We start from the raw sequence: 24,947 nt of genomic DNA, 5'->3' as shown, positions 1-24,947 counted from the left end.
CCGGTACGACGGTGCTGCGACGGCTCGCTGCCTAGCGGGCGGCCGGGCGGACCCGGCGGCGGCGCAGGAAGGCCAGGCCGAACAGGAACGGCACCAGCGCGGCCGGGTTGCCGCCACCGGCCGAGCAGCCGCACCCGCCGCCGCCGGAGTCGGAGCCGGCGTTGACCGTCACGGTGACGCTGGCGGTCGAGAGCGCCGCGCCGTCGCCCACCGTCACCTGGAAGGTGAGGGTGGCGGGGCCGGCCGGGGCGGTGAACGACGGGGCGGCCGTGGCGGCGCCGCTGAGCGCCACCGCCGGGCCGGCGGTCTGCGTCCAGGCGTAGGTGAGGGCGGCGCCGGCGTCGGGGTCGGCCGAGGCGCCGGCGTCGAGCGACACCGCCACGCCCGGGTTGACCACCTGGGCCGGGCCGGCCTGGGCCACCGGCGGGCGGTTCACGTTGGTGATGGTCACGGCCACCTCGGAGGTGGCGGAGTCCTCGCCGTCGGAGACGGTGAGCTCCAGCACCACCTCGGTCGAGGCGGCGACCTCCGGGGCGGTGAAGGTGACCGCGCCGGTGTCGGCGCCGGCCAGCGTCACCGTGGGGCCGCCCAGCTGCACCCAGGCGTAGGTGAGGGCCGCGCCGTCGTCGTCGGCGCCGGCGCCCTCCACCAGCACGCTGGACCGCTCCTCGGCCGCGAAGGGCGCGCCGGCGTTGGCCGTCGGCGGCCGGTTCACGTTGGAGACCAGCACGGTCAGGGTGGCCGGCGCGCTCTGCACCCGGCCGTCGGACACCACCAGCTCGAAGGTGAGGGTGGCGCCGGCGGCGTCCACCTCGGGGGCGGCGAAGGTCGGCTGCGAGGAGTCGGGGCCCAGCAGCGCGACGGTCGGGCCGCCGGTCTGGGTCCAGCTGAAGCCCAGCACCGTGCCGGCGTCCGGGTCGCTGGAGCTGCTGCCGTCGAGGGTCACCAGGTCGCGCTCGAAGGCGCCCTGCTGGCCGGAGGTGGAGGCCACCGGGGCCCGGTTCACGTCGCGCACCAGCACGTCCACCGCGGCCGAGCTGGAGTCGGTGCCGTCGCTCACCGTGAGGCGGAAGGTGAGGAGCGTGCTGGTGGTGACCTGCGGCGCGGCGAAGGTGGGCGAGGCGGCGCTGGCGCTCGAGAGCGTCACGGCCGGGCCGGCCGTCTGCAGCCAGGTGTAGCCGAGCGTGGTGCCGGCGTCCGGGTCGGAGGAGGCGGCGCCGTCGAGGGTCACGGTGGCGCCCTCGTCGACCGCCTGGGTGGCGCCCGCCCGTGCGGTCGGGGCGCGGTTGACGTTGCGCACGGTGATCACCACCGAGGCCGTGGCGCTGACGGCCTGGCCATCGCTCACCGTGAGGCCGAAGGTGAGGGTGGCGTCGGCGGCCACCTCGGGGGCCACGAAGGAGGGCCTGGGGCCCTCGCCGCCGAGCAGGGTGACGCCCGGCCCGCCGGTCTGGGCCCAGGAGTAGGTGAGCACCGAGCCCGGGTCGGCGTCGCTGGAGCCGCTGCCGTCCAGGGTCACCACGGTGCGCTCGGCCACCGACTGGGCCGGGCCGGCGGCGGCCACCGGCGCCCGGTTGACGTTGGCGACCGTCACCAGGGTGGTGGCGCTGCTGCTGCTGACGCCGTCGCTCACCGTGACCAGGAAGGCCAGGGTGGTGGCGGCGTCCACCGCGGGGGCGGTGAAGGTGGCGGTGACGCCGCCGGCGCCCGAGAGCACCACGGCCGGGCCGGCCGTCTGGGTCCAGGCGTAGCCGAGGACGGCGCCGGTGTCGGGGTCGGAGGAGCCGGCCGCGCTGAGCGTGACCGGGCCGCCCTCGTTCACCAGCTGGTCGGCGCCGGCGGCGGCGGACGGCGGGCGGTTGACGCAGCGCCGGGCGTCGTCGGTCAGGAGGTCGAAGGGGGTGTTGGTGATGCCGCCCACCACCACGTCGTCGATGTACCAGCCCAGCTCGCCGAAGGCGGCGTCGGCGCCGATGCGGAAGCGGAACAGGACCGTCTTGCCGGCGCAGGCCGAGCCGCCGGTGCAGGCGCTGGTGAGGTCGAGCGAGACCGGGTCGAGCGCCCCGGTGACGAACAGGCTGGGGCTGACCTCCACGAAGCCGGGGCGGCCCTCCAGCGGGTTGCCGAAGCCGGTGGCGGTGATGACGCCGTTGTAGGCCGGGCCGCCCACGTCGCGCCAGGTCAGGCCGCCGTCGTCGGAGAGCTCCACCACGCCGCCGTCGTAGAAGACCTGGCCGGGCGTGCCGGACGGATCGGCCTCGAACCAGAAGAAGTGCTGCCAGGAGATGCTGAACGGCCCGGCGCCCACCCGCAGGGGCGGCGAGGTGAGCCGGATGTCGGCGGCCGAGGCGGGGTTGGGGGCGAAGATGGCGTGGTCCACCGCGTTGCCGGTGAGCCGCTCGAAGGCGGCGCTGGTGGGCAGGGTCGGATCGGCGCTCGGGGTCCAGGCGAAGGTGTCGCCCTCCAGGGTGTCGGTGGCGGAGGCGGCCTTGAGGACGTCCACGTCGAGCCTGAGCTGGAACGGGAGGGTGGTGGGCTGGGCCAGGTAGCCGTCGGCGAAGGTGAGGGTGAGGTCGGCCAGCTCGGCGGTGGTGGCGCCGCTGGCCGAGACCCGCACCGTGGCGACCGCCTCGCCGCCCACCACGGACGGGCCGACGGTCACGCTGCCGCCGTCCGGGAAGGTGAGGCTGGGGCTGCTGCTGGTGAGGGTGCCGGCGCCGGCCGGCAGGTCGCCGGAGCCGGTGTTGAGGAGCCGCAGGGTCAGGGTGCCGGTCTCGCCGTCGTCGAGCGTGCCGTCGCGGTCGTCGCAGCCGGAGGTGACCCCGGCGAAGGAGCTGCCCGCCAGGGACACCTCACCGCCCAGGGCGAAGCTCTCCGCCACGCCGCCGTTGGTGGTGCTGAACCGGCTGGCCGGCCCGACGGCGCCCACGCCGAAGCCGCGCTTGGCGAAGGCGGCCCAGAGGCGGTCGAAGTCGGTCCGGTCGGCGGCGAAGGCCACCGCCAGCAGGGCGTCGCGCCCCTCCAGGAAGGTGGGCGACAGGGGGAGCAGCTTGAAGGCCGCCACCAGGTACTCCCGCATGCGCAGGCTGGCCTCGGCGTAGCTGAGGCGCGGGGTGGCCCCCTGGGTGTCGCGCAGCAGCGCCGCGTAGCACTCCCACAGGGCGCTGGCCCAGACCTCGCCGGCGTTGTGGACCTCCGAGTTGGGCAGGCCGTTCGACACCACCGGCGGGGTCACCGCCGGCAGGGGCACGCCGTCGGCCACGTGCCGGAAGGTGAGCGGGGACTTGCTCATGTCGGTGGAGTAGGGGGTGCGGCGGATGCCGTAGTAGTAGCCCTGGTTCGGGTCGCCGAAGGTGTCGGTGCCGCTGCCCACGAAGCCGGCCGCGCCGTAGACGCCGGCCCAGCCGGCGTTGGCGGCGGAGAGGGCGTCCTCCTCGCGGACCGACTGCAGCAGGGCCACGAAGTCGCTCCAGCCCTCGCCCATGCCGCGGGCCTGCACGGTGTCGAGGCCGGCGGCGTCCTGCACCAGGCGGTTCGACAGGTAGTGGGCCCACTCGTGGGCCACGATCAGGTTGTCGATGGTGCCGTCGCGCAGCCGGCCGAGGACGCGCTGCAGGGTGACGTTGATGGTGTCGCCCGCCAGGATGGCGGCCCCGAAGGCGTCGCCGTCGGCCTTGCCGAGCAGCAGGGAGGGGATGGTGATGGTGGGGTCGGCGCCGCCCATGGTGCCGAGGGGCGAGGCGGCCAGGACGTTGCGGACCAGGGCGCCGGCGTAGCCGGCGTTCTGGGCGTTCTTCACCTTCACCGTGAAGGTGCAGGTGCCGCGGTCGACGAGGGCGATCTGCCCGGGCCCGGTGGACGGGTTGAGGAAGGCGCCGCAGCCGTCGGCCGGCCGGGACGGGACCAGGTCGCCGGTGAGCTCGAAGGTCTGCTGGCCGAAGGCCGCGCTGGCCGAGCGCTTGAAGCCGGCCAGCCCGGCCGGGGCGTTCACCAGGGTCCGCACCAGGTCGCCGTTGTTCCACAGGTACATCTGCATGCGGGGCGAGAAGCCGTCCGGCGGCGTGGCCATGTTGGCGTTGTTGATGCCGCCGAAGTCCTGCGCCTCGACGTGCAGCGGGTCGCCCTCGGCGCCGCCGCGGCCGAAGTTGAGGGCCTGGGCGTTGCCGGCCGCCTCGTCGAAGCCGGCGTCGTAGAACCAGTCGTGCAGGGCGTTGTTGTCGTAGAAGAGCTGGGTGACGGCCGCCTGGATCTGGGTGGTGGAGGCCTGCGGGTCCTGCGCCAGGTCGTAGGCGTAGTCGAAGGCGGTGGGGCCGGTGGCGGCGGCGCGCAGGTCGAGCGAGGCCGGGTCGGCGGCCAGCGAGGTGAAGCCGTCGGGCGCGGTCAGGTCGGCGTAGGCGTCCACGTTGTTGCCGGTGGTCTCGACGGCGCCGGCCGGCAGCCACGGGTCGTTCTGGCTGAAGGGCAGGCTCTGCAGCGTCACCAGCCCCTGGGGGGCGAACGGGGCCTGGTAGCCGTCGGCCTGGCCGGTGGGGTGCGGCGTGCCGGCCAGCCCCTGCGGGCCGTCGTCGGGCAGCAAGGTGGCCGGGTCGGAGGCCCAGACGCGGTAGCTGAAGGACTGGTGCTCCTGCTGGTCCTTGCGGAAGAGGACCCGCCCGTCCACCGCCGAGACCACGTAGCCGTAGGTCAGGTCGTCGGCCTGGCCGAGCCTGGCCACCGCCAGCTCCACCTGCCAGGCCGGCTCGAGGGCGGAGGGGAAGCGGAACCAGACCTTCTTGGCGCCGGCCACCCGGGTGAACCGCTCGGCGCGCGCCGCGCGCCACGCCGGGGGCGAGGTCCAGGGTGAGGAACTTGCCGCGGGTGGCGCCGGCCGTGAGGTCGCCGGCGGCGAAGGCCTCGCCGGTCAGGTCGGTGAGGGCGGCGGCCACGGCGGCGCGGGCGTCCAGGGCGAAGGCGCCGCCGGCGCGGGCCGAGGCGGCCGCGGCGGCGGGGGCCAGGTTGCCGGAGACGGCCACCAGCGAGAGGTCGCGGCTCATGGCCACGCTGGCCTCCTCGCGGAAGACCTCCACGCCGCCGGGGTACTGGCGGAAGGTGACGATGACCGGCCCGCGGCCGGTGTCGTGCACGCGGGTGGCCACGGCGCCCTTCACGTCGGCGGCGCTGAGGGCGTAGGCGGGGGCCAGGCCGGAGAGGTGGGCGCGGGCGGCCTCGACCGGGCCGCCACGCGGGGCGGCGGCGCCGGCGCGGGCGGAGGTGAGGCCGGCCGACTCGGCCCACAGGAAGGAGGGCACGCCGAGCTCACGGTTCATGTGCACCGGCGCCCGCGGGGTGCCCCTGGGCACGGCCGCGCTGGCGGTCGGGGCGCCGATGACGGCCTTGCCGGCCGCCAGGGCGTTGAAGTTGCCGGGGCGGCCGGTGCTGCTCGGGACCACGCTGCCGGCGGCGCGCGCCTGCGGCTTCGCCGCGGTGGCGCCGGCGGTGGGCTGGCTCTGCGGCTGGCCGCAGGCCGCGAGGAGGAGGGCGAGCAGCAGGGACGGCTTGAGCGATCGGATCATGATCGGCGACTCCCAGGGGAGAGAGGCTGCGACCTGCCACCAGGGCCGCGGTGGGCGGCGTGCTCCATCTGGGTGGTCAGGGTGAGAGGCAAGAACTGAGCACGGTAGCGAGAGGCGGGGCGCCGGGGCAAGCGGGATCGGGCGCGGTCACGGGTGGCGGGGCACCCGGGAGGCCCGGAGCGCCCGCCCCGACCCGGCTCCCGCCATCGAGGGGGACGGGCGGCGGGCCGGGCGCAGCAGGAGCAGGCCGAGGACGAGCCAGGCCAGCGGGCCCGGAGCAGCGCCCCCGGACGAGCAGCCGCCGCCGGAGGCGGGCGCGGCGGGCGGCGGCACGACGCAGCGCCCGGCGTCGGGGGCCAGCCGGTCGAAGGGGGTGTTGGTGAGGCCGCCCACCGCCACGTCGTCGATGGTCCAGCCGTCCGGGACCCCGAAGCCGAGGTCGGCGCCGATGCGGAAGCGGAGCAGCACCGACTTGCCGGCGCAGGACGCGCCGCCGCTGCAGGCGCGGGCCAGGTCGAGCGCCACCGGCACCAGCGCGCCGGGGGTGAGGTGGTCCGGGCTGGCGTCCACGAAGGCCGGGCGCCCCTCCAGCGGGTTCGAGAACCCGGTGACCGAGATGGCGCCGTTGTAGGCCGGGCCGCCGACGTCCAGCCAGGTGGCGCCGCCGTCGTCGGAGAGCTCCACCACGCCGCCGTCGTAGAAGACCCGGTCCGGGGTGCCGGCCGGATCGGCCTCGAACCAGAAGGTGTGGCGCCAGCCGAGCGTGAAGGGCCCGGTGCCCACCAGCAGGGGCGGCGAGGTGAGCGTGATGTCGGCGGTCGTGTCCGGGTCCGGGCCGAAGATGGCGTGGTCCACGGCGCTCAGGGTGCGCCGCTGGAAGAGGGCGTCGGTGGCCAGGGCCGGATCGGCGCCCGGGGTCCAGGCGAAGCGCTCGGCCTCCAGGGTGTCGGTGGCCGAGGCGGCCGCGAGGACGTCGGCGTCGAGCCGGAGCTGGAAGGAGAGGGCGGTGGGCCTGGCCAGGTAGCCGCCGGCGAAGGTGAGGGTCACCTCGGCCAGCTCGGCGGTGGTGGCGCCGCCGGCCGAGACCCGCGCCGTGGCGACCGCCTCGCCGCCCACGACGGCCGGGCCGACGGCCACGGCCCCGCCGTCCGGGAAGGTGAGGTGGGGCGTGGAGGAGGTGAGGGTGGCCGCGCCGGCGGGCAGGTCGCCGGAGCCGGTGTTGACCAGCCGCAGGGTGAGGGTGGCGGTCTCGCCGTCGTCGAGGGTGGCGTCGCCGTCGTCGCAGGCCGGGGACACCGCGAGGGTGGGCGGGCCGGCCAGCGACAGCTCGCCGCCCAGCGCGAAGCTCTCGACCACGCCCTGGTTGGTGGCGCCGAAGCGGTCGGTCGGGCCCGAGGCGCCGACGCCGAAGCCGCGGGTGGCGAAGGCGGCCCAGAAGCGCTGGGCGTCGACCGGATCGCCGGCCAGGGCCGCCGCCAGCAGGGCGTCGCGCCCCTCCAGGAAGGTGGGCGACCCGGGCAGGAGCTTGAAGGCCGCCACCAGGTACTCGCGCATGCGCAGGCTGGCCTCGGCGTACGAGAGGCGCGGGGCGGCCCCCTGGGTGTCGCGCAGCAGCGCCGCGTAGCACTCCCACAGGGCGCTGGCCCAGACCTCGCCGGCGTTGTGGACCTCGGAGTTGGGCGCGCCGGTGAAGCGCAGCGGCGGGGTGGCCACCGGCAGCGCCTCGCCGTCGGCCACGTGGCGGAAGGTGAGCGGCGACCTGGTGAGGTCGGTGGAGTAGGTGGTGCGGCGGATGCCGTAGTAGGCGCCCTGGTTGGGCGCGCCGGTGGCGTCGAGGCCGGTCGCGACCCAGCCGGAGGCGGCGTAGGCGCCGGCCCAGCCGGCGTTGGCGGCGGCCAGGGCGTCCTCCTGGCGGACCGCCTGCAGCAGGGCCACGAAGTCGCTCCAGCCCTCGCCCATGCCGCGGGCCTGCACGGTGTCGAGGCCGGCGGCGTCCTGCACCAGGCGGTTCGACAGGTAGTGGCCCCACTCGTGGGCCACGATGAGGTTGTCGATGGTGCCGTCGCGCCGCAGGCCGGGGATCCGCTGCAGCGTCACGTTGACCACCGCGCCCGCGCCGAGCGCCTCGCCGATGGCGTCGCCGACGGCCTTGCGGACCATCAGCGCCGGGATGGTGATGGCCTCGTCGAGGCCGCCCATGGGCAGGAAGGCCGCGGTGGCCAGGACGTTGCGGACCAGGACCCCGGCGTAGCCGGCGGCCTGGGCGGCCTTCACCTTCTCCACGAAGGTGCAGGTGCCGCGGTCGATGAGGGCGATCTGGCCGGGCCCGGTGGCCGCGTTGGCCAGGGCGGCGCAGGCGTCGGCCGGCTGCGACGGGACCAGGTCGCCGGTCAGCTCGAAGGCCTGCGGGCCGAAGGACGCCGGCGCGGCCTGCTTCAGGCCGGCCTGGGCGGCGGGGGCGTTGACGGTGGCCTTCACCAGGTCGCTGTTGCTCCAGAGGAACATCTGCATGCGGGGCGAGAAGCCGTCCGCCGGCGTGGACATGTTGGCGTTGTCGGTGCCGGAGCTGTCCTGCGCCTCCACCTTCAGCGGGTCGCCCTCGACGCCGCCGCGGCCGAAGTTGAGGGCCTGGGCGTTGCCGGCCGCCTCGTCGAAGCCGGCGTCGTAGAACCAGTCGTGCAGGGCGTTGACGTCGTAGAAGAGCTGGGTGACGGCCGCCTGGATCTGGCTGGCGGAGGCCAGCGGATCCTGCGCCAGGTCGTAGGCGTGGTCGAAGGCGCCGGGGGCGGTGACCGCGGCGCGCTGGTCGAGCGAGGCCGAGCTCTCCACCAGCGAGGTGAAGCCGTCGGGCGCGGACAGGTCGGCGTAGGCGTCGGCGTTGTTGCCGCTGGTCTCGACGGCGCCGGCCGGCAGCCACGGGTCGTTTCGGCTGAAGGGCAGGCTCTGCAGGGTGACCAGCCGCTGGGCGGCGAGCGGGGGCTGGTAGCCGTCGAGCAGGCCGGTGGGGTGCGGCGTGCCGGCCAGCCCCTGGGGCCCGTCGTCGGGCAGCAACGTGGCGGGGTCGGAGGCCCAGACGCGGTAGCTGAAGGCCTGGTGCTCCTGCTGGTCCTTGCGGAACAGGAGCGCGCCGTCGCCGGCCGCGACCACCGAGCCGTAGGAGAGCGTCTCGCGGGCGCCCAGCCGCTGGTAGGCCACCTCCACCCGCCAGGCGGGCGTGAGGCCGCCGGGCAGCCGGAACCAGGTCCGCCGCACGCCGGCGGGGCGCAGGAAGCGCCCGGCGCGAGCGACCGCGGCGGCGGGTCGGAGGTCGAAGGTCTCGAAGGCGCCGGCGCGGCCGGCCGGGGCGAAGTCGGCCGCGGCGAAGGCCTGGCCGGTCAGGTCGGTGAGCGCGGCCGCCAGGGCCGAGGGGGCGTCGAGCGTCCAGCCGGCGGCGCCGCGGCCGGCGCGAGCCGGGGCGGCGGCGCGGGCCGAGGCGGCCGCCAGCGCGGAGGTGGGGGCCAGGCTGCCGGAGACGGCCACCAGCGAGAGATCGCGGCGCATGGCCACGCTGGCCTCCCCGCGGAAGACCTCCACGCCGCCGGGGGCCTGGCGGAAGGTGACCACCACCGGGCCGCGGCCGGTGTCGTGGACGCGGGCGGCCTCGGCGCCCACGACGTCGGCGGCGGTGAGGCCGTAGGCGGGGGCCAGGCCGACGAGGTGGGCGCGGGCGGCCTCCACCGGGCCGCCGCGCGGGGCGACGCCGCCGGCCCGGGCGACCGGGGCGCCGGCCGGCCCGCCCCAGAGGAAGGAGGGCACGCCGAGCTGCTGGTTCATGTGGCCCACCGCCCGGGCGGCGGGCCTGGGCACGGCGGCGCCGGACGAAGGGGCGCCGCCGCCGGCCGCGGCGAGGGCCAGGGCGTTGAAGTTGCCCGGCCGGCCGGCGGGGCTGCCGGCGGCGGCTGGCGCCCGCGGCTGCGCGGGGGTGGCGGCCGGTGGGGCGCTCGGGGGAGCGGCCAGGGGAGCGGCCAGGGGCGGGCTCTGCGGCGGGCCGCAGGCCGCGAGGAGGAGGGCGAGCAGCAGGGCGGACGGGGCCTGGCGGGTCATGATCGACGACACCCGCGGCACCGTAGCGACAGGTCAGGCCGGGGAGCAAGCGGCCGGGCCGGCGCCGGGCAGCACCACCCGAGGAGGGGCCGCGGATGGCCGTCGCCATCGGCCCGCGCGGCCGGTAGCATGCCGGCATGACCGTGGAGGAGCAGATCAAGGCGACCCTGGCCGGAGGCGACCACCGCGCGGCGGCCACCGAGGCGCTGCGGGCCTACGGCCCCAAGATCCTGGGCTACCTGCAGGCCGTGCTGCGCGACGAGGCCGACGCCGCCGACGCCTTCTCCATCTTCGCCGAGCACCTGTGGCGCGGCCTGCCCACCTGGCGCGGCCAGTCGTCGCTCAAGACCTGGGCCTTCAAGCTCGCCTGGAACGCCGCCCTCAACCTGAAGGACGAGGCCTGGCGCCGCCGCGGCCGCCGCTTCAAGACCGGCGAGGCCTCGAGGCTGGCCGAGGAGATCCGCACCCGCACCGGCCTGCGGGTGGAGCGGCAGCGCCAGGCGCTCGACGGACTGCGGGCCGAGCTCACCGAGGAGGAGCAGACCCTGCTGGTGCTGCGCATCGACCAGCAGCTGGCCTGGGAGGAGATCGCCGAGGTCATGGCCGTGGACGACGTCCCGGTGGACTCGGCGGCCCTGCGCAAGCGCTTCGAGCGGCTCAAGGAGAAGCTGACCCGCCTGGCGAAGGACCGCGGGCTGGTCTAGTCCGTCAACCCCTGCTCCCTGGCCAGCTTGGCGAGCCGCTCCTTCAGCCGCTCGTAGCGCTTCCGCAGGGCGGCCGCCTCGACCACCGGCCCCCCGGCCGAGAGCACCTCGGCCACCTCGCTCCACTCCAGCTGCTGGTCCAGGCGCAGGAAGAGCAGGGTCTGCTCCTCGGCGGAGAGCGCCTCGCGCAGCCGCTCCAGCGAGAGCCGCTGCCGCTCGTCGCGCACCACCGACTTGGTCCGCACCTCGGCCGCCAGCTGCGAGGCCTCGCCGGTCTCCAGCCGCCGCCCCAGCCGCTTCCAGGCGTCGGAGCGGATGTGCATGGCGGAGCACCAGGCCAGCTTGTAGGCCCAGGTCTTGAGCGACGACTCGCCGCGGAACCCGCCGATGCCCTTCCACAGGTCCTCGGCGAAGTGGCTGAAGGCGTCGGCGGCGTCCTCGTCGTTGCGCAGGATGGAGCGCAGGTAGCCGAGCACCTTGGGGCCCAGCCCGCGGATCGCCTCGGAGGCGGCGCCCCGCCGGTCCCCCGCGAGGAGGAGCACCTTGACCTTGGCCTCGAGCGACACCATGCCGCATGGTACCCGCAGGACGGACAGGGGGGGAGTGGGGCCTGAAAAAGAGAAGCGCCGGGGGCCCGGTCTCCCTGGAAGGATCCGGACCTCCGGCGCTTCAGGCGGCTCCCCGCCACGCGACCGGGTGAGCCAAGCCCCCCCGGGCTCGATAGGTAGACCGCCCAGCCGGCCAGGTGTGACCGGCCGGGGCGGTCGCAGGCGAAAAAACAGGCCGACTCCCACCGGCGCGCCGACCTGCGGCGTCACGACCGGCCCGCCGCGCTGTCTCCTCTGCGTCCGGGTGATCCGGACCGGCGCGGCCGGGTCAGCCCCGGCGGGTCGCCGCAACCAGGGAGAGGTCTGCATGCGCCCGAGCCGATCGCCGTCGCCCTTCCGAGACGCCAGCCCAGGTGGCGGCGCCCGCCTCGCCGGCCTGACCCAGGCGGCCCTCCTGGTGCTGGCGGGCTTCCTCGCCTGGCCGCTCGCCACCCACGGGCGCGCCCTCATCCAGCCGGGCACGGACGCCACGCTCTGGCACGCCCTCGGGGCCATCGCCCCCCTGGCCTTCTGGGGGCTGCCGCTGGCCTCGGTGGTGCTGGCGGTGGTCTCGGCCCTGCCGCGGCCGGAGCGCGACGACGGGCGGGGAGAGGCGCGCGACGCCAGCTGGCTGGACCGGCTCTGGCTGGCGCCCAGCTCGCAGGACGAGGCGGAGTGATCGGCGAGGTGGCTCGCCACGCCCGCGGCGCCCGGTGAACCGGACCGCGCGCGGGCCGAGGTCAGCGCGCCAGGAAGGCCGCCGCGGCCAGCAGCAGCGCGGCGGCCAGGGCAGCCAGCCAGAGCGGGCTCGGCCGCGGCCGGGCCTGCGGGGGGAGGAGGGTCCCGGACCGCACCAGCTCTTCGAAGCGGCGCCCCCCGAGCCCCGCGCGCAGGTCCACCTCGGGCACCCGGCCGAGCTCCACCACGATGGACGGCAGCGGCCGGTGGATGGTCGAGGGGGTCACGGGGCCCCCTCGGAGCGGCGCGGCCGGCCGGAGCGGGCGGCCACCAGGTAGTAGATGGTCCGGTGGTCGAGGCTGCGCACCACCCGGCGCAGCTCGGGGAGCGCCGGGTCGTCCACGCCGGCGAAGGTCTCCTCCACCAGCGCGTCCAGCTCACGCCGCGTGGCGAGGCCAATCCAGTCGTCGAGCTCGGTGAGCCGCGCGGCCAGGTGGCCCTGCTCGAAGCGGCGCCCCAGCGCCTGCCAGAGCCGGTCGGAGGGGGGCAGGTCGGAGATGGCGCGCGGGGTGGGCCGCCGGGGCTGCGCCCGGCGCCACTCGAACTCGGGGTCGAAGGGGTCGCCGATCCAGAGGGAGCGCCGGTCCAGCCCGGCCTTCTTTGCAGAGGTGCCCACGATCACTTGGACCGACCAGGAGTCGAGACGTGACGCGAAAAGTCGGCCCGGACGCTGCGCTGAACCCCGCTGGGGGTGTGCGATCAGGGTCCGGCGTGACTCCCGGGTACCCGCAGGGCCACGGCGGCACCCCGACCTCGACCCCGACCCCGACCCCGACCCCGACCCTCAGCGCCCTGGCCGGCGCAGCAGCACGTAGACCGCCCCGCTGCCGCCGTCGGCCGGCCGGGCCGTGGAGAAGGCCAGGGCGTGCCTGGCGAAGCGCCCCTGGCCGAGCCAGGTCCGCAGCGCCTCCTTCAGGACCGGCAGCTGGTCGCGCGAGTGGAGCCCCCGCCCGTGCACCAGCACCACGCAGCGCTTCCCGCTGCGGCGGGAGTCCCGCAGGAAGAGCTCCACCGCCCGCTTGGCCTCCTCGCGGGTCTGCCCGTGCAGGTCGAGGTGGCCCTGCACGGCGTAGTCGCCGCGCCGCAGCTTCTTCATGACGCCGGCGTCCAGGCCGGCCACCTTGCCCTCGATGAACTCGTCGCCGTCGGCGATGTCGAAGGGGGCGTCGCCGCTCACCAGGGCCCGCAGCGCGTCCACCGCGTCGAGGTCGGCGTACCAGATCTGCTCGGGCGGGCCTCGCGGGGTGGGCGGGGCGGCCAGCCCGGGCCCCGGATCCACCTGGCGTGCGCCGGCGGTGGCCTCGGCCCACAGCTCGGCCTCGCTCCGCTCGCGCGGCGGCGGCGGCGGGAGCGGCCGCGGCGGCGCGGGCTTCACCCTGGGCGCCGGCGCCTCCAGCGCCTTCTTCAGGCCGGCCAGCTTCTCGAAGGGGGCGTGGAAGGGCTTCTTCTTCACGGGGTCGAATGTAGTGCCAAGCGGCCGCGGCCGGAAGCCGCCGGGCGGAGCGGCCCGGGCGGGGTGGTGCGCGGTGACGGCGGCCCGCCGCGGGTGGCCAGGGGTAGACTGCCGGCGTGGACTTCGACGTGGAGTGCCCCTACTGCGGTGAGGTGGTCACCATCTTCATCGACCCCTCGGGGGGCGAGTCGCAGACCTACGTGGAGGACTGCCCGGTCTGCTGCCGGCCGTGGCTGGTGCACGCCGTCGAGGAGGAGCCTGGTGGGTTCGCGGTGGGCGTGGCGCGCCAGGACGAGTGAGGCCTCGCCGCGGGGCGAAGGCCGCCTCGGCGCGCAGGCGGAGCGCCTCGGCCCGGAAGATGGCCGAGGCCCGCATCACGTAGTCGGCGATGACGGCGCGCTGGGCCGGCCCGAAGCCGGCGTCGAGGGCGTGCACCGCGGTGTGCAGGGGCTCGTGGACGCGCAGCACCGGCAGCAGCCGCTCGGGCACCAGCGCCACCATGACGCGACGCCGGTCGCCCGGGTGGGGAGCGCGGCGCGCGTAGCCGGCCCGCTCCAGCCGGTCGATGACCCCGGTGACCGCGCCGGTGGTCAGGCCGGTGGCCTCGGCCAGCTGCCCCGCCGTCCGGGCCCCGCGCAGGCCCACCAGGGACAGCACCTCCAGGTCGGTGCGGGTCAGCCCCAGCCGGTCGGCGATGACCTGCTGGTAGAGCCCGGCCGCCTCGCCGAGCTGCTGCAGCACCAGCAGGAGGTGGTCCGGGCCGGGCGGGGGAACGAGGCTGTCACTTGACATGTCGGCGGGGTCGACCTAGATCGAGAATGTCTTAGCAGCTAAGTTAATCAGCCACTGAGAAGTATAGCAGCCCGGGCGGCCGGCGCCGCAAGGGGCCCCCGGCCGGGCCGGACCCCGCCCGGCGCGGCGGGCGCGGGATCAGGGAGGCAGCCACATGTCGATCATCTCGGTGCGCGACGTCACCAAGGACTACCTGCTGGGCAAGACCCAGGTGCACGCCCTGCGCGGCGTGTCGCTGGAGGTGGAGCAGGGCGAGTTCCTCTCCATCGCCGGCCCCTCCGGCTCCGGCAAGACCACCCTGCTCAACCTCATCGGCTGCGTCGACACGCCCACCGCCGGGGTGGTGCTGGTGGGCGGGCAGGACACCGCGGCGCTCTCGGAGCGGGACCTGACCGACCTGCGCCTCCACCAGATCGGCTTCATCTTCCAGAGCTTCAACCTGGTGCAGGTGCTCTCGGTCTTCCAGAACGTCGAGTTCCCGCTGCTCCTGCAGGGCGGGCTGGCCGCGCCGGCGCGGCGCGAGCGGGTGGCCGGGCTGCTGGAGGCGGTGGGGCTGGGGGCCTACGGCCGGCACCGGCCCAGCGAGCTCTCCGGCGGGCAGCGGCAGCGGGTCGCGGTGGCGCGCGCCCTGGTGACCCGGCCGGCCCTGGTGCTGGCCGACGAGCCCACCGCCAACCTCGACTCGGTGACCGGGCAGAACATCATCGACCTGATGCGGGACCTCAACCGCAAGGACGGCACCACCTTCGTCTTCTCCACCCACGACCCCAAGGTGATGGCCCACGCCAGCGCCATCGTGCGCATCGCCGACGGGCAGGTGGCGGCGCGCGAGGTGGTGGGAGGCGTCCAGGCCGCCGGGAGCCCGGCGTGACCGCGCCCCCCGCCCGCCCCGCCGCGGCGCCGCCGGGCGACCGGCCGCGCCGGAGCGGCGACGCCGCGCGCGTCCTCCTGCGCATCGCCGGGCGCAACCTGCTGGCCAGCCGCGCCCGCACCGTCATCATCGGCCTCATCGTCCTGGCCGGCTCGCTCATCGTGGTGGTGGGCGCCTCGGTGATGGACTCCATCGACCGCGGCATGCGCACCTCCATCCAGGGGTCGCTGGGCGGCCAGCTGCAGGTCTTCAACCGGTCCTCGGAGGGGCAGCTCGAGCTCTACGGCGGGCTGCGCGGGGAGTCGCTGCTCGACCCCATCGAGGACTTCGCCCGGGTCAAGGCGGCGCTGCTGGCCGTGCCCAACGTGCGGATGGTGGTGCCCATGGGCATCGACCAGGCCATGGTGGCCACCGGCAACGCCTTCGACGTGACCCTGGAGAAGCTGCGGGCCGACACCCGCCGCGTCGAGGGCGGCGACCGCGGGCCGGAGGCGCTGCGGGCCTGGCGGGCCAGGCAGGCCCACCTGCGGCGCATGGTGGGGCTGCTCGGCGAGGAGCTGGCCCAGGCCCGCGTGCTGGTGGACCAGGACGGGCCCGACTGGCCGGAGCGCCAGCAGCAGAAGGCCTGGCTGGACCAGGCGGTGGCGCCGGCCTTCTGGGAGGGCTTCGAGGCCGACCCGCTGCCGGCGCTGGAGTTCCTGGAGAACCGCATCGCCCCGCTGGCCATGGACTCGGCCTTCACCTTCATCCGCTACGTCGGCACCGACGTGGACGCCTTCATGAAGGCCTTCGAGCTGGCCGAGATCGCCGAGGGCCAGGTGGTGCCGCCGGGCCAGCGCGGCATCCTGCTCGGCAAGCAGTACGCCGAGGAGTGGCTCAAGCTGAAGAACGCCCGGCGCCTCGACCAGATCAAGGACGCCCGCGACCGCTTCGGGCGCACCCTGGCCAAGGACGAGGAGCTGCAGCGCTGGAAGAAGGAGCTGCAGGGGCGCAGCCGCGAGATCCTGCTGCAGCTCGATCCGCTGCAGGCCGAGGTGGCGGCGGCGCGGCTCCGGTCGGCCCTGGGCGCGCCGGACGACGAGGCGCTGCCGGCGCTGCTGGCGCGGCTCTTCGACGTGGACGACGCCAGCTTCGACCAGCGCCACGACCTCTTCTACCGCGAGCTGGCGCCGCTGCTGCGCCTCTACCAGATCAGCGTCGGCGACGTCATCACCATCAAGGCCCCCGGCAAGACCGGCGCCTTCAACTCGGTGAACGTCAAGGTCTACGGCTTCATCCAGTTCAAGGGGATCGAGAAGTCGGGCATCGCCGGCACCACCAGCGTGATGGACCTGCAGTCCTTCCGCGACCTGTACGGCTACCTCACCAAGGACAAGGCCGACGAGCTGGCCGGCCTGCGGGCCGCCCAGGGGGCGCGCCAGCTCTCGCGCGAGGAGGCCGAGGCGGCCCTCTTCGGCGGCGCCGCCGGGCCGGCCCCGGACCAGGCCCGCCAGGTGGACATCGACGAGGGGGCGCTGCTGTCCGGGGTGGCGGCCAAGCGCCAGGCCGCCGAGGCGCTGGCCGGGCGGGTCTACACCCAGGAGGAGATCGACCGGGGGGTGGCCCTCAACGCCGCCATCCTGCTGCACGACCCCGCCCGCCTGGAGGCCACCCGCCGGGACGTGCAGGCGGCCGCCGACGCGGCCGGCCTGGGGCTCACGGTGGTGGACTGGCAGACCGCCTCCGGCTTCGTGGGCCAGTTCGTCACCGTGCTCCGGGTGGTGCTCTACACCTCGGTGGTGATCTTCTTCGCCATCGCGCTGGTCATCATCAACAACGCCATGGTCATGGCGGCGCTGCAGCGGGTCAAGGAGATCGGCACCATGCGGGCCATCGGGGCGCAGCGCCGCTTCGTGGTGGTGATGCTGCTGGTGGAGATCGCCGCGGTGGGGCTGGTCTTCGGGCTGGGCGGCGCGGCGCTGGGCGCCGGGGTGGTGGCGCTCATGCGGGCCTTCGGCGGCATCCCGGCCTCCACCGACCTGCTCTTCTTCCTCTTCTCCGGGCCGGCGCTCCTGCCGCGCATGGGCGGCGCCAGCGTGGCCGCCTCCCTCCTGCTGGTGCTGGGCGTCAGCGTCCTCTCCGGCCTCTACCCGGCCCTCATCGCCATGCGGGTCACGCCCGTCGAGGCGATGGCCTCCGACGACTGAAAGCGGCCCCCGCCATGCTCCTCGTCGACCTGCGCATCGCCGCCCGCAACCTGACCCGCCACACCCGGCGCAACCTCTTCCTGGGCGGGGCCCTGGCGGCGGTGACCGGCCTGCTGGTGCTGCTGGGGGCCCTCACCGCCGGCATCGAGTTCGCCATGCTCGAGTCGGCCACCACCCTGATGACCGGCCACGTCAACGTGGGCGGCTTCTTCAAGGTGACCAGCGGCTCGGCCGCGCCGCTGGTCTCCGACTACCCGAAGGTGCTGGCCGCCACCCGGGCGGCCGTGCCCGAGCTCGACTACTTCACGGTGCGCGGGCGCGGCTGGGCCAAGGGGGTCTCCCCCAGCGCCTCCATGGACCTGGTGCTGGGCGGGGTGGACATCGCCAGCGAGCCGGCGGTGCGGCGCGTGCTGCAGCCCCTGGCCGGCTCGCTCGACGAGCTGGCCCAGCCCGACACCCTGCTGCTCTTCCAGGGCCAGGCCGAGCGGCTCAAGGTCACCGCCGGCGACGTCATCACCCTCTCGGCCCCCACCGACCGCGGCGTCAACAACACCGTGGACGTGCGGGTGGCGGTGGTGGTGAAGAACGTGGGGCTGCTCTCCGGCTTCTCGGCCTTCATCCAGGCCGGCACCCTGCGCAGCCTCTACGGCCTCTCCCCCTCCACCACCGGCGCCATCCACCTGTTCCTGAAGGACCAGGCCCTGGCCCCGCAGGTGGCGGCCCGCCTGCGCACCGCGCTGTCCGAGCAGGGCTGGCGGGTCATGGAGCCGGACCCGCAGCCCTACTACATGAAGCTCTTCCAGACCGTGCCCAGCGAGGACTGGACCGGGCAGAAGCTCGACGTCACCACCTGGGAGGACGAGCTGGGCCAGTTCAAGCAGCTGGTCTTCGGCCTGCGGGTGCTGACCGGCCTGCTGGTCTTCATCCTCATGGTGGTGGTGATCATCGGCATCCTCAACACCCTGGCCATCGCCATCCGCGAGCGGACCCGCGAGATCGGCACCCTCAGGGCCATCGGCATGCAGCGCCGCAAGGTGCTCTGGCTCTTCGTGCTGGAGGCCGGGCTGCTGGGGCTGGCCGGCTGCACCGCCGGGGCCCTGGGCGCGGCGGCGGTGGCGGGGGGGCTCAACGCCGCCCACATCCCGGTGCCCGAGGCCATCCAGCTCTTCCTCTCCCAGGAGCACCTCGGCTTCCGGTTCGACGCCGGCGCCGCGGTGGTCGACGTCCTCCTGCTGACCGCCATCACCGTGCTGGCCTCCGTCTTCCCGGCGGTGCGGGCCGCGCGCCTCCGGCCGGTGACGGCCATGCACCACATCGGGTGAACGCCATGCCAGCCTGCCGCACGCCCCTCGCCGCCCTGCTGCTCGCCCTGGCCGCCGCCGCCGCGCCGGCCCGGGCCGCCGCCCCCGCCGCCGAGCGCCGCTTCGACCCCTCCACGCCGGCCGGCCTGGCCGCGGTGGTGAAGGAGATCGACGAGCGGCAGCGCAACCAGGGCGACTGGAAGGCGCTCTGCTACATGGAGTCGAAGGAGAAGGGGAAGACCGACCTGGCCTCCGAGCTGCTGGTCTACCGGCGCGACGCCGACGACAAGCAGATGTTCCTCTTCACCAAGCCCAAGGCCGAGGCCGGCAAGGGCTACCTGCGCATCGAGAAGAACCTGTGGATGTACGACCCGGCCACCGGCCGGTGGGAGCGGCGCACCGAGCGCGAGCGCATCGGGGGGTCGGACACGCGGCGCGGCGACCTCTCCGACTCCCGGCTGGCCGAGGAGTACGACGCCAGGTTCGAGGGGGAGGCGAAGCTGGGCGCCTACCAGACCTGGAAGCTGACGCTCACGGTGAAGCCGGGGGTGGACGTGGCCTTCCCGGTGATGCGGCTCTGGGTGGACCAGGCCACCCTGAACGAGCTGAAGCGCGAGGAGCTGGCGCTCTCCGGCAAGCTGATGCGGACCTCCTACTACCCGCGCTGGCGGCGGATCTGGTCGGAGTCGAAGCAGGGCGAGGTCTGGTACCCGGAGGAGATGCGCTTCTTCGACGAGATCGAGAAGGGCAACCAGACGCTGGTGCTCATCAAGGAGATCGATCTCAGGCCCCTCGAGGCCAACCTGTTCACCAAGGCCTGGCTCGAGGCGAGGAGCCGGTGAGCGCCGCCCGCCCGCCGGCCGCGCTGCTGCTGGCCGCCCTCCTCGCGGCCGGCCCCGTTGCCGCGCAGGAGCGGCCCAGCGAGGAGGACCTGTTCGGTGCGCCGACCCCTCCGCTCCCGGCGGCCGTGCCCCCCGCTCCCCAGCGGGGAGAGGGCCGGGGTGAGGGGGTGCCCGTCACCACGTCTGCCCCCTCTCCCCTCCGGGGAGAGGGCCGGGGTGAGGGGTGCCCGGCGGCGCCCTCGACCCTCGCGAGGCCGAGCTCCTCGGCGATCGCGACCGCGCCGGCCCGACCGGGCGCATCGACGACGCCGTGGACGATCCCCTGGCCCTGGGCGGGCAGCTCTACCTGCGCGCCACCACCACCTGGCAGCGCAACGTGGTGCCGGCGCTCTGGCCGATGAGCTCGCCCAACCTGCTCGACGCCTTCCTCGACGTGCGCCCCAACGACCGGGTGCGCGGCTTCGCCCTGGGGCGGCTCTCCTACGATCCCACCGCGGCGCTGGAGGCCACCGATCTCCTCGGCCGCACCACGCCGCAGGCCCAGTCGCGCGGCGCGCTCGACCAGCTCTACGTGAACTTCGACCTGTCGCGGACGGTCTTCGTCACGGCCGGCAAGCAGCACGTCAAGTGGGGGGTGGGCCGCTTCTGGAACCCCACCGACTTCCTCCACCCGGTGCGGCGCGATCCCCTGGCCCCCTTCGACGCGCGCACCGGCCTGGCCATGGTGAAGGCCCACCTGCCCTGGGAGGCGCGCGGCTGGAACCTCTACGGCCTGGCCATCCTGGAGGACCTGGCCGGCCGCAACCAGGGGCCCGGCACGCTCGGCCGGGTGGGCGGCGGGGCCCGCGCCGAGGTGGTGCTGGGGGGCGCCGAGCTGGCGGCCGACGTGGTGGGCCAGCGCGGGCACCGGCCGCGCTTCGGGCTGGACGCCAGCCTGGCCCTCTGGGAGCTCGACCTGCGCGGCGAGCTGGCCCTCACCTCGGGCCGCGACGCCCCGCGCTGGCGGCTGCGGCCGGGCGCCGACCCCACCCAGCTGGCCAGCTGGGCGCGGGACGCAGACACCCGCACCACGCCGCAGCTGGTGCTGGGCGCCGAGTGGTCCTGGAAGTACTCCGACGAGGACGCCCTGACCACCGGGGCCGAGTACTTCTTCAACGACACCGGCTACGACACGGCGCGCGCCTACCCGGTGCTGCTGGCCTCGCCCTACGTGCCGCTCCACCCCACCGACCCCGCCTGCCTGCCCACGCCGGGCGAGCTGGTGCCGGCCGCCTGCCCGGTGGATCCACGCCCCGCCTTCACCCCGTTCTACCTGGGGCGCCACTACGCGGCGGCCTACCTGGTGCTGGCCTCGCCGGGGCGCTGGAACGACACCACCCTCACCACCTCGGTGGTGGCCAACCTCTCCGACGGCTCGGCGGTGCTGCGGCTCGACCACTCGGTGCTGGTCAACACCTACCTGACGGTGGAGACCTGGCTGGCGGGCCACCTGGGCCACGAGGGGGGGGAGTTCCGCTTCGGCGGGACGGTGCCGGCGCAGGCGCTGGGCAACGGCTCCGCGACGGCGCCCCTGCCGATCCCGGTGCCGGTGCTGGACCTGGGCGTGGCGCTGCGGATCAGGCTGTAGGTCCGCCGCGCCGCTCCTCCCACCTGCCCCGACCTGGACGCACCGGCCCGGCCCACCGGCCGGGTGACGCGTCGACGTGGGCGCCGCCAGGGCCCCGTACACCGTGGAACTCCACGCGGCGTTGGAGCAGAGTGGAGCGGTCGACATCGGCGCCGCCTCCGGGCGGCGCCCCGGGGGGGCGATGAGCGGCATCGGGATGAAGCGGCAGGTCCCAGGCTCGTTCGAGCTGGTGGTGGAGCGGGTGCAGTCGGCGCTGCAGGCCGAGGGCTTCGGGCTCTTGACCCGGGTGGACGTGCAGGAGCACCTGCGCCAGAAGCTGGGCGCGGAGTCCCGCCGCTACCTGGTGCTGGGCGCCTGCGACCCGAGGCTGCTGCAGCAGGCCCTGCTGGCCGACCTCGGCGTGGGCGTGCTCCTGCCGTGCAACGTGGCCATCTACGAGGACGAGGCCAGCCGGGTGGTGGTGATGGCGGTCGATCCCATCCGCACCCTGGGGGCCTCGACCCCGGAGCTGGCCGGGGTGGCGGCCGAGCTGCGCACCCGGCTGCGCTCCGTGCTGGAGCGGCTGGCGCCCCCGGCCTGAGCCCCCCTCACCCCGGCCCTCTCCCCGGAGGGGAGAGGGGGCTTGACCGCGGGTGAACGCCAGGCAGCCCTCACCCCGGCAACCGGGGGGAGGCTCACCACGCTCTGCCCCCTCTCCCCCAGCTGGCTGGGGGAGAGGGTCGCGGTGAGGGGGAGCCTGGTCCGCTAGAAGGTGAACTGGTCGCCCTGCGCGCGCAGGGCGGTGATGGCGGCCAGGTTCACGATGGCCTGCACCGAGCAGCCCATCTGCAGCACGTTGACCGGCTTGTGCATGCCGAGCAGCACCGGCCCGATGACCTCGGCGCCGCCCACCCGCTCCAGCATCTGGTAGGCGATGTTGGCCGAGTCCAGGTTGGGGAAGACGAAGACGTTGGCGTCCTCGCTCAGCGAGGAGAAGGGGAACTCCTCGCTGCGCACGTCCGGGGAGGTGGCGATGTCCACCTGGATCTCGCCGTCGATCTCCAGGTCCTTGGCGCGCTGCCGCACCAGCTCGGTGGCCTCGCGCATCTTCTTGGGGCTGGCGCCGGCGGCGCTGCCGAAGGAGGAGTACGAGAGCATGGCCACCCGCGGCGTGACGTCGAAGTAGCGGGCCAGGTCGGCGGTGGCGATGGCGATCTCGGCCAGGGCCTCGGCGGTCGGGTCGATGTTGACGGTGCAGTCGGCGAAGAACTTGAAGTCGTTCTTGGTGACCACGATGTAGACGCCGGCGGCCTGCTTGCCGACGCGGGTGCGCAGCACCTCCAGCGGCGGGCGGATGGCGTCGGCGTAGCCGGTGGTCAGGCCGGTCACCAGGCCGTCGGCGTCACCCAGCTCCACCATCATGGAGCCGAAGTAGTTGCGGAAGCGGAGCTTGCGGCGGGCCTCCTCGTGGGTGGTGCCGCGGCGCTGCCGCAGCTCCCAGAGGCGGGTGACGTAGCGCTCGAAGTCCGGGCTCTCCTCGGGGGCGATGACCGAGACGCCCTCCAGGGCCTCGAGCCGCAGGTCGGTGATGGACTGCCGGATCTGCGCCACCGGCCCCAGCAGCACCGGCTCGCAGATGGCCTCCTCGCGCAGGATCTGGGCGGCCGCCAGGATCTTGGGGTGGTTGCCCTCGGCGAAGACGATCTTGGTGAGCTTGCTCTTGGTCTTCTCGATGATGTTGCCCATCACCTGGTGCGACCGGCTCTGCATCTTCTTGAGCCGCTCGCGGTACTCGTCCAGGTCGATCTTGACGCGGGCCACCCCGCCGTCCATGGCGGCCTTGGCCACCGCCGGCGCCACGTAGATCAGCACGCGCGGGTCGAGCGGCTTGGGGATGATGTACTCGCGGCCGAAGTGGAACTTCTCGCCGCCGTAGGCGCGCGAGACCGACTCGGGCACGTCCTGCTTGGCCAGGTCGGCCAGGGCGCGCGCCGCCGCCATCTTCATCTCCTCGGTGATCTGCCGGGCCCGCACGTCGAGGGCGCCGCGGAACAGGTAGGGGAAGCCGAGGACGTTGTTCACCTGGTTCGGGTAGTCGCTGCGGCCGGTCGCCATGATGACGTCGGCGCGGGCCTCCTTGGCGTCCGGGTAGGTGATCTCGGGATCCGGGTTGGCCAGGGCGAAGACGATGGGGTCCTTGGCCATCGCCTTGACCATCTCCTGCGTGAACTGCCCCTTGACGGAGCAGCCGAGCAGCACGTCGGCGCCCTGGGAGGCCTCCAGCAGCGTGCGCGCCTTGGTGTCGCTGGCGAACTGGGCCTTGTACTCGTTCATGCCCTCGGTGCGGCCCTTGAAGACCACGCCCTTGGTGTCCACCATGATGACGTTCTCGACCTTCACGCCGAGCGCCAGGTAGAACTTGGTGCAGGCGATGGCCGAGGCGCCGGCCCCGGAGACGACCACCTTGATCTGGTCGATCTTCTTCCCGTTCAGGTCGAGCGCGCCGAGCAGGGCGGCGCCGGAGATGATGGCGGTGCCGTGCTGGTCGTCGTGGAAGACCGGGATGTTCATCTCCTTCTTGAGCCGCTCCTCGACCACGAAGCACTCGGGCGCCTTGATGTCCTCGAGGTTGATGCCCCCGAAGGTCGGCTCGAGCGACTTCACGATCTTGCAGAGGAGGTCCACGTCCTTGCAGTTGACGTTGATGTCGAAGACGTCGACGTCGGCGAAGCGCTTGAAGAGGACCCCCTTGCCCTCCATGACCGGCTTGCCGGCCGCCGCGCCGATGTCGCCGAGGCCGAGCACCGCGGTGCCGTTGGAGAGCACCGCCACCAGGTTGCCGCGGGCCGTGTAGAGGTACGAGTTCTCCTCGTCCTTCTCGATCTCGAGGCAGGGCTCGGCCACGCCGGGCGAGTAGGCCAGCGACAGGTCGCGGGCGGTCATGCAGGGCTTGGTGGGGACGACCTCGATCTTCCCCTTGCGGCCGCGCGAGTGGTACTCGAGCGCGTCCTCGCGCCGGATCTTCTTCTGCACGGGGGCCGTCGGGGGGTTCTTCTTCGGGGTGAAGTCGGTGGACATCGGCTGCCTCGGACGTGAGGGTGGGACCTGGATGCCTTCGCTTTGGGAGGCGGGGAGGAAAGCGCCAACGCACACCTGGTGTCAAGGGCGAGCGAGTCAGGGCACGTCTTTTGCATAAGTGGACTGGAACGGGCCGTGACGCCGGGCCAGCCGGGCGCGGTCTCCCTCCCCGATCACTGCAAACAGGGCTCCTGGTGAGGCTGCGGGCCGGTCTGTCGCAGCCACTGGGGTGCGTCGCCGGCCTCGCAGGCTTGCGAGGCGCGCGACGCAGCCGCCGGACCAGGCCCATCCGGAGCGGCGCGAGGCGCCGCCCTCGCTCAACCCTGGCGGATGGGGGTCACGGTCAGCGGCCCGCCCAGGTCCAGCACGATCTCGGCGACGATCTCGGCCACCGTGGCGGCCAGCCCGGTGCACATCCCGGCCCGCGCCTCGGAGAGGAACTCGGGGAAGGGCGAGGTGAGGTCGTTGCAGACCAGGGTGCCGCCGGGGCCCAGGGGCACCCGCCGCGCCACCTCGGCCTGGTAGCGCCGCATGGCCTCCAGCAGCACCGGCGAGGTGGGGGCGGTGGCGCCGGGCGCGCCGAACAGCTCGCCCAGCACCAGCTGGCCGGCCAGCACCGCGCCGCAGGTGCCCACGCCGGTCAGGCCGCCGCGCCGGAGCGCGTGGTAGGGGCGGGTCTCCAGGTCGAAGGTCTCGGCCAGCGCCATGCCGCAGCTGCGGTGCGGCACCTGCTTCCCCTCGTAGAGGATGCGGGCCTTCTCCCGGATGGCGGCCACCACGGTCTCCCTGCCCATCAGCTACCTCCTGGTCCCCGGTCAACCTCCCGATGATGACCTGGCCCGCCGCGGAGCGCACGGGAAAGGCGGTGTCGTCCGCGCCGCCGCGCTAGCATCCCGATCCATGCCGAGCCCACCCTCCGCCGCTCGCCGCGCCTTCCTCCGCCTGGCCGCCCTGGCGCCGCTCTGGCCCCTCCTGCCGCTCTCGCCCGGCTGCGCCGGGGCGCGGGTGGGCGGGGGCGCCGGGCCCGCCGCCGGCCCCTCCGCCGCGCCGGGCGCGGGCGCGCTCGAGCTGGTGCGCGCCTTCCCGCTGCCCGACGACGCCGAGCCGGCGGCCGTCTTCCGCGCCGCCGCGCCGCGCCGGGGCGGGCGGTGAGC

General features: G+C 74.8%; 18 protein-coding genes and 1 pseudogene. 10 read left to right on the top strand and 9 right to left on the bottom strand.

Annotation, left to right across the window (positions count from 1 at the left end; all coding sequences use genetic code 11):
- Window positions 1–31 precede the first annotated feature (31 nt).
- The 3 genes and pseudogenes from IPO09_12820 to IPO09_12810 all read right to left on the bottom strand — a co-directional run bounded on the left by IPO09_12820 (window position 32) and on the right by IPO09_12810 (window position 9,647).
- Complete coding sequence (locus IPO09_12820; GenBank protein ID MBK9518206.1) at window positions 32–4,786, bottom strand: myxosortase-dependent M36 family metallopeptidase; 4,755 nt, start codon at window positions 4,784–4,786, stop codon at window positions 32–34.
- Between the two features lie 205 nt (window positions 4,787–4,991).
- Window positions 4,992–5,552: pseudogene (locus tag IPO09_12815) on the bottom strand (hypothetical protein).
- Window positions 5,553–5,699: 147 nt separating this feature from the next.
- Entirely contained in the window at window positions 5,700–9,647 is a 3,948-nt protein-coding gene (locus IPO09_12810) for a M36 family metallopeptidase (GenBank protein ID MBK9518205.1), read from the bottom strand.
- A gap of 125 nt (window positions 9,648–9,772) precedes the next feature.
- Between IPO09_12810 and IPO09_12805 the strand changes: the two genes are divergently transcribed.
- Window positions 9,773–10,339, top strand: a complete 567-nt coding sequence (locus IPO09_12805) for a sigma-70 family RNA polymerase sigma factor (protein ID MBK9518204.1) — start codon at window positions 9,773–9,775, stop codon at window positions 10,337–10,339.
- Here the strand turns inward: IPO09_12805 and IPO09_12800 are convergent.
- Entirely contained in the window at window positions 10,336–10,905 is a 570-nt protein-coding gene (locus tag IPO09_12800) for a sigma-70 family RNA polymerase sigma factor (GenBank protein ID MBK9518203.1), read from the bottom strand. The two genes, IPO09_12805 and IPO09_12800, sit on opposite strands and share 4 nt — an antisense overlap.
- A 349-nt stretch (window positions 10,906–11,254) precedes the next feature.
- Between IPO09_12800 and IPO09_12795 the strand changes: the two genes are divergently transcribed.
- Window positions 11,255–11,605: a hypothetical protein gene (locus IPO09_12795; GenBank protein MBK9518202.1), complete on the top strand. Its 351-nt coding sequence runs from the start codon at window positions 11,255–11,257 to the stop codon at window positions 11,603–11,605.
- A 61-nt stretch (window positions 11,606–11,666) separates the two neighbouring features.
- On the opposite strand, the gene IPO09_12790 is transcribed toward IPO09_12795, so the two are convergent.
- From IPO09_12790 to IPO09_12780, 3 genes are all read right to left on the bottom strand, one after another.
- A complete protein-coding gene (locus tag IPO09_12790) occupies window positions 11,667–11,891 on the bottom strand; it encodes a hypothetical protein (GenBank protein ID MBK9518201.1) in 225 nt (74 codons plus the stop codon).
- On the bottom strand, window positions 11,888–12,280 hold the full coding sequence (locus IPO09_12785) for a hypothetical protein (protein MBK9518200.1): 393 nt from the start codon (window positions 12,278–12,280) through the stop codon (window positions 11,888–11,890). The genes IPO09_12790 and IPO09_12785 overlap by 4 nt, the downstream gene beginning before the upstream one ends.
- Before the next feature lie 168 nt (window positions 12,281–12,448).
- Complete coding sequence (locus tag IPO09_12780; protein MBK9518199.1) at window positions 12,449–13,081, bottom strand: Smr/MutS family protein; 633 nt, start codon at window positions 13,079–13,081, stop codon at window positions 12,449–12,451.
- Window positions 13,082–13,233: 152 nt separating this feature from the next.
- Between IPO09_12780 and IPO09_12775 the strand changes: the two genes are divergently transcribed.
- From IPO09_12775 to IPO09_12745, 7 genes are all read left to right on the top strand, one after another.
- Window positions 13,234–13,416, top strand: coding sequence for a CPXCG motif-containing cysteine-rich protein (locus IPO09_12775; protein ID MBK9518198.1), 183 nt, complete (start codon window positions 13,234–13,236; stop codon window positions 13,414–13,416).
- A 647-nt stretch (window positions 13,417–14,063) separates the two neighbouring features.
- Window positions 14,064–14,780: an ABC transporter ATP-binding protein gene (locus IPO09_12770; protein ID MBK9518197.1), complete on the top strand. Its 717-nt coding sequence runs from the start codon at window positions 14,064–14,066 to the stop codon at window positions 14,778–14,780.
- Window positions 14,777–16,966, top strand: a complete 2,190-nt coding sequence (locus IPO09_12765; GenBank protein MBK9518196.1) for an FtsX-like permease family protein — start codon at window positions 14,777–14,779, stop codon at window positions 16,964–16,966. Before IPO09_12770 ends, IPO09_12765 begins: the two co-directional genes overlap by 4 nt.
- 14 nt (window positions 16,967–16,980) lie before the next feature.
- Window positions 16,981–18,288, top strand: a complete 1,308-nt coding sequence (locus IPO09_12760; GenBank protein MBK9518195.1) for an ABC transporter permease — start codon at window positions 16,981–16,983, stop codon at window positions 18,286–18,288.
- Between the two features lie 5 nt (window positions 18,289–18,293).
- The gene (locus tag IPO09_12755; protein ID MBK9518194.1) at window positions 18,294–19,109 is read left to right on the top strand and encodes an outer membrane lipoprotein-sorting protein; all 816 of its coding nucleotides are present in this window, start codon (window positions 18,294–18,296) and stop codon (window positions 19,107–19,109) included.
- A gap of 223 nt (window positions 19,110–19,332) precedes the next feature.
- On the top strand, window positions 19,333–20,736 hold the full coding sequence (locus IPO09_12750; GenBank protein ID MBK9518193.1) for a hypothetical protein: 1,404 nt from the start codon (window positions 19,333–19,335) through the stop codon (window positions 20,734–20,736).
- Between the two features lie 196 nt (window positions 20,737–20,932).
- Window positions 20,933–21,316, top strand: a complete 384-nt coding sequence (locus IPO09_12745) for a DUF302 domain-containing protein (protein ID MBK9518192.1) — start codon at window positions 20,933–20,935, stop codon at window positions 21,314–21,316.
- Window positions 21,317–21,480: 164 nt separating this feature from the next.
- Here the strand turns inward: IPO09_12745 and IPO09_12740 are convergent, their stop codons facing one another.
- The gene (locus IPO09_12740; GenBank protein ID MBK9518191.1) at window positions 21,481–23,793 is read right to left on the bottom strand and encodes an NADP-dependent malic enzyme; all 2,313 of its coding nucleotides are present in this window, start codon (window positions 23,791–23,793) and stop codon (window positions 21,481–21,483) included.
- 317 nt (window positions 23,794–24,110) lie between these two features.
- Window positions 24,111–24,587, bottom strand: a complete 477-nt coding sequence (locus tag IPO09_12735) for a C_GCAxxG_C_C family protein (protein ID MBK9518190.1) — start codon at window positions 24,585–24,587, stop codon at window positions 24,111–24,113.
- Between the two features lie 106 nt (window positions 24,588–24,693).
- Here IPO09_12735 and IPO09_12730 point away from each other — a divergent pair, with 106 nt between their 5' ends.
- Entirely contained in the window at window positions 24,694–24,945 is a 252-nt protein-coding gene (locus tag IPO09_12730; GenBank protein MBK9518189.1) for a hypothetical protein, read from the top strand.
- The last annotated feature ends 2 nt before the right edge of the window (window positions 24,946–24,947 follow it).

It is taken from the genome of Anaeromyxobacter sp. (assembly GCA_016718565.1).
In the GTDB taxonomy this organism is placed as follows: domain Bacteria; phylum Myxococcota; class Myxococcia; order Myxococcales; family Anaeromyxobacteraceae; genus JADKCZ01.
The sequence above is the reverse complement of the archived record's forward strand: the minus strand, read 5'-3'. Positions and strand labels throughout refer to the sequence as shown.

Coding starts and splice junctions, on each gene's coding strand:
- IPO09_12805 (MBK9518204.1), top strand. CDS start 9,773: ATGACCGTGGAGGAGCAGATCAAGGCGACCCTGGCCGGAGGCGACCAC.
- IPO09_12795 (MBK9518202.1), top strand. CDS start 11,255: ATGCGCCCGAGCCGATCGCCGTCGCCCTTCCGAGACGCCAGCCCAGGT.
- IPO09_12770 (MBK9518197.1), top strand. CDS start 14,064: ATGTCGATCATCTCGGTGCGCGACGTCACCAAGGACTACCTGCTGGGC.
- IPO09_12760 (MBK9518195.1), top strand. CDS start 16,981: ATGCTCCTCGTCGACCTGCGCATCGCCGCCCGCAACCTGACCCGCCAC.
- IPO09_12755 (MBK9518194.1), top strand. CDS start 18,294: ATGCCAGCCTGCCGCACGCCCCTCGCCGCCCTGCTGCTCGCCCTGGCC.
- IPO09_12745 (MBK9518192.1), top strand. CDS start 20,933: ATGAAGCGGCAGGTCCCAGGCTCGTTCGAGCTGGTGGTGGAGCGGGTG.
- IPO09_12740 (MBK9518191.1), bottom strand. CDS start 23,793: ATGTCCACCGACTTCACCCCGAAGAAGAACCCCCCGACGGCCCCCGTG.
- IPO09_12735 (MBK9518190.1), bottom strand. CDS start 24,587: ATGGGCAGGGAGACCGTGGTGGCCGCCATCCGGGAGAAGGCCCGCATC.
- IPO09_12730 (MBK9518189.1), top strand. CDS start 24,694: ATGCCGAGCCCACCCTCCGCCGCTCGCCGCGCCTTCCTCCGCCTGGCC.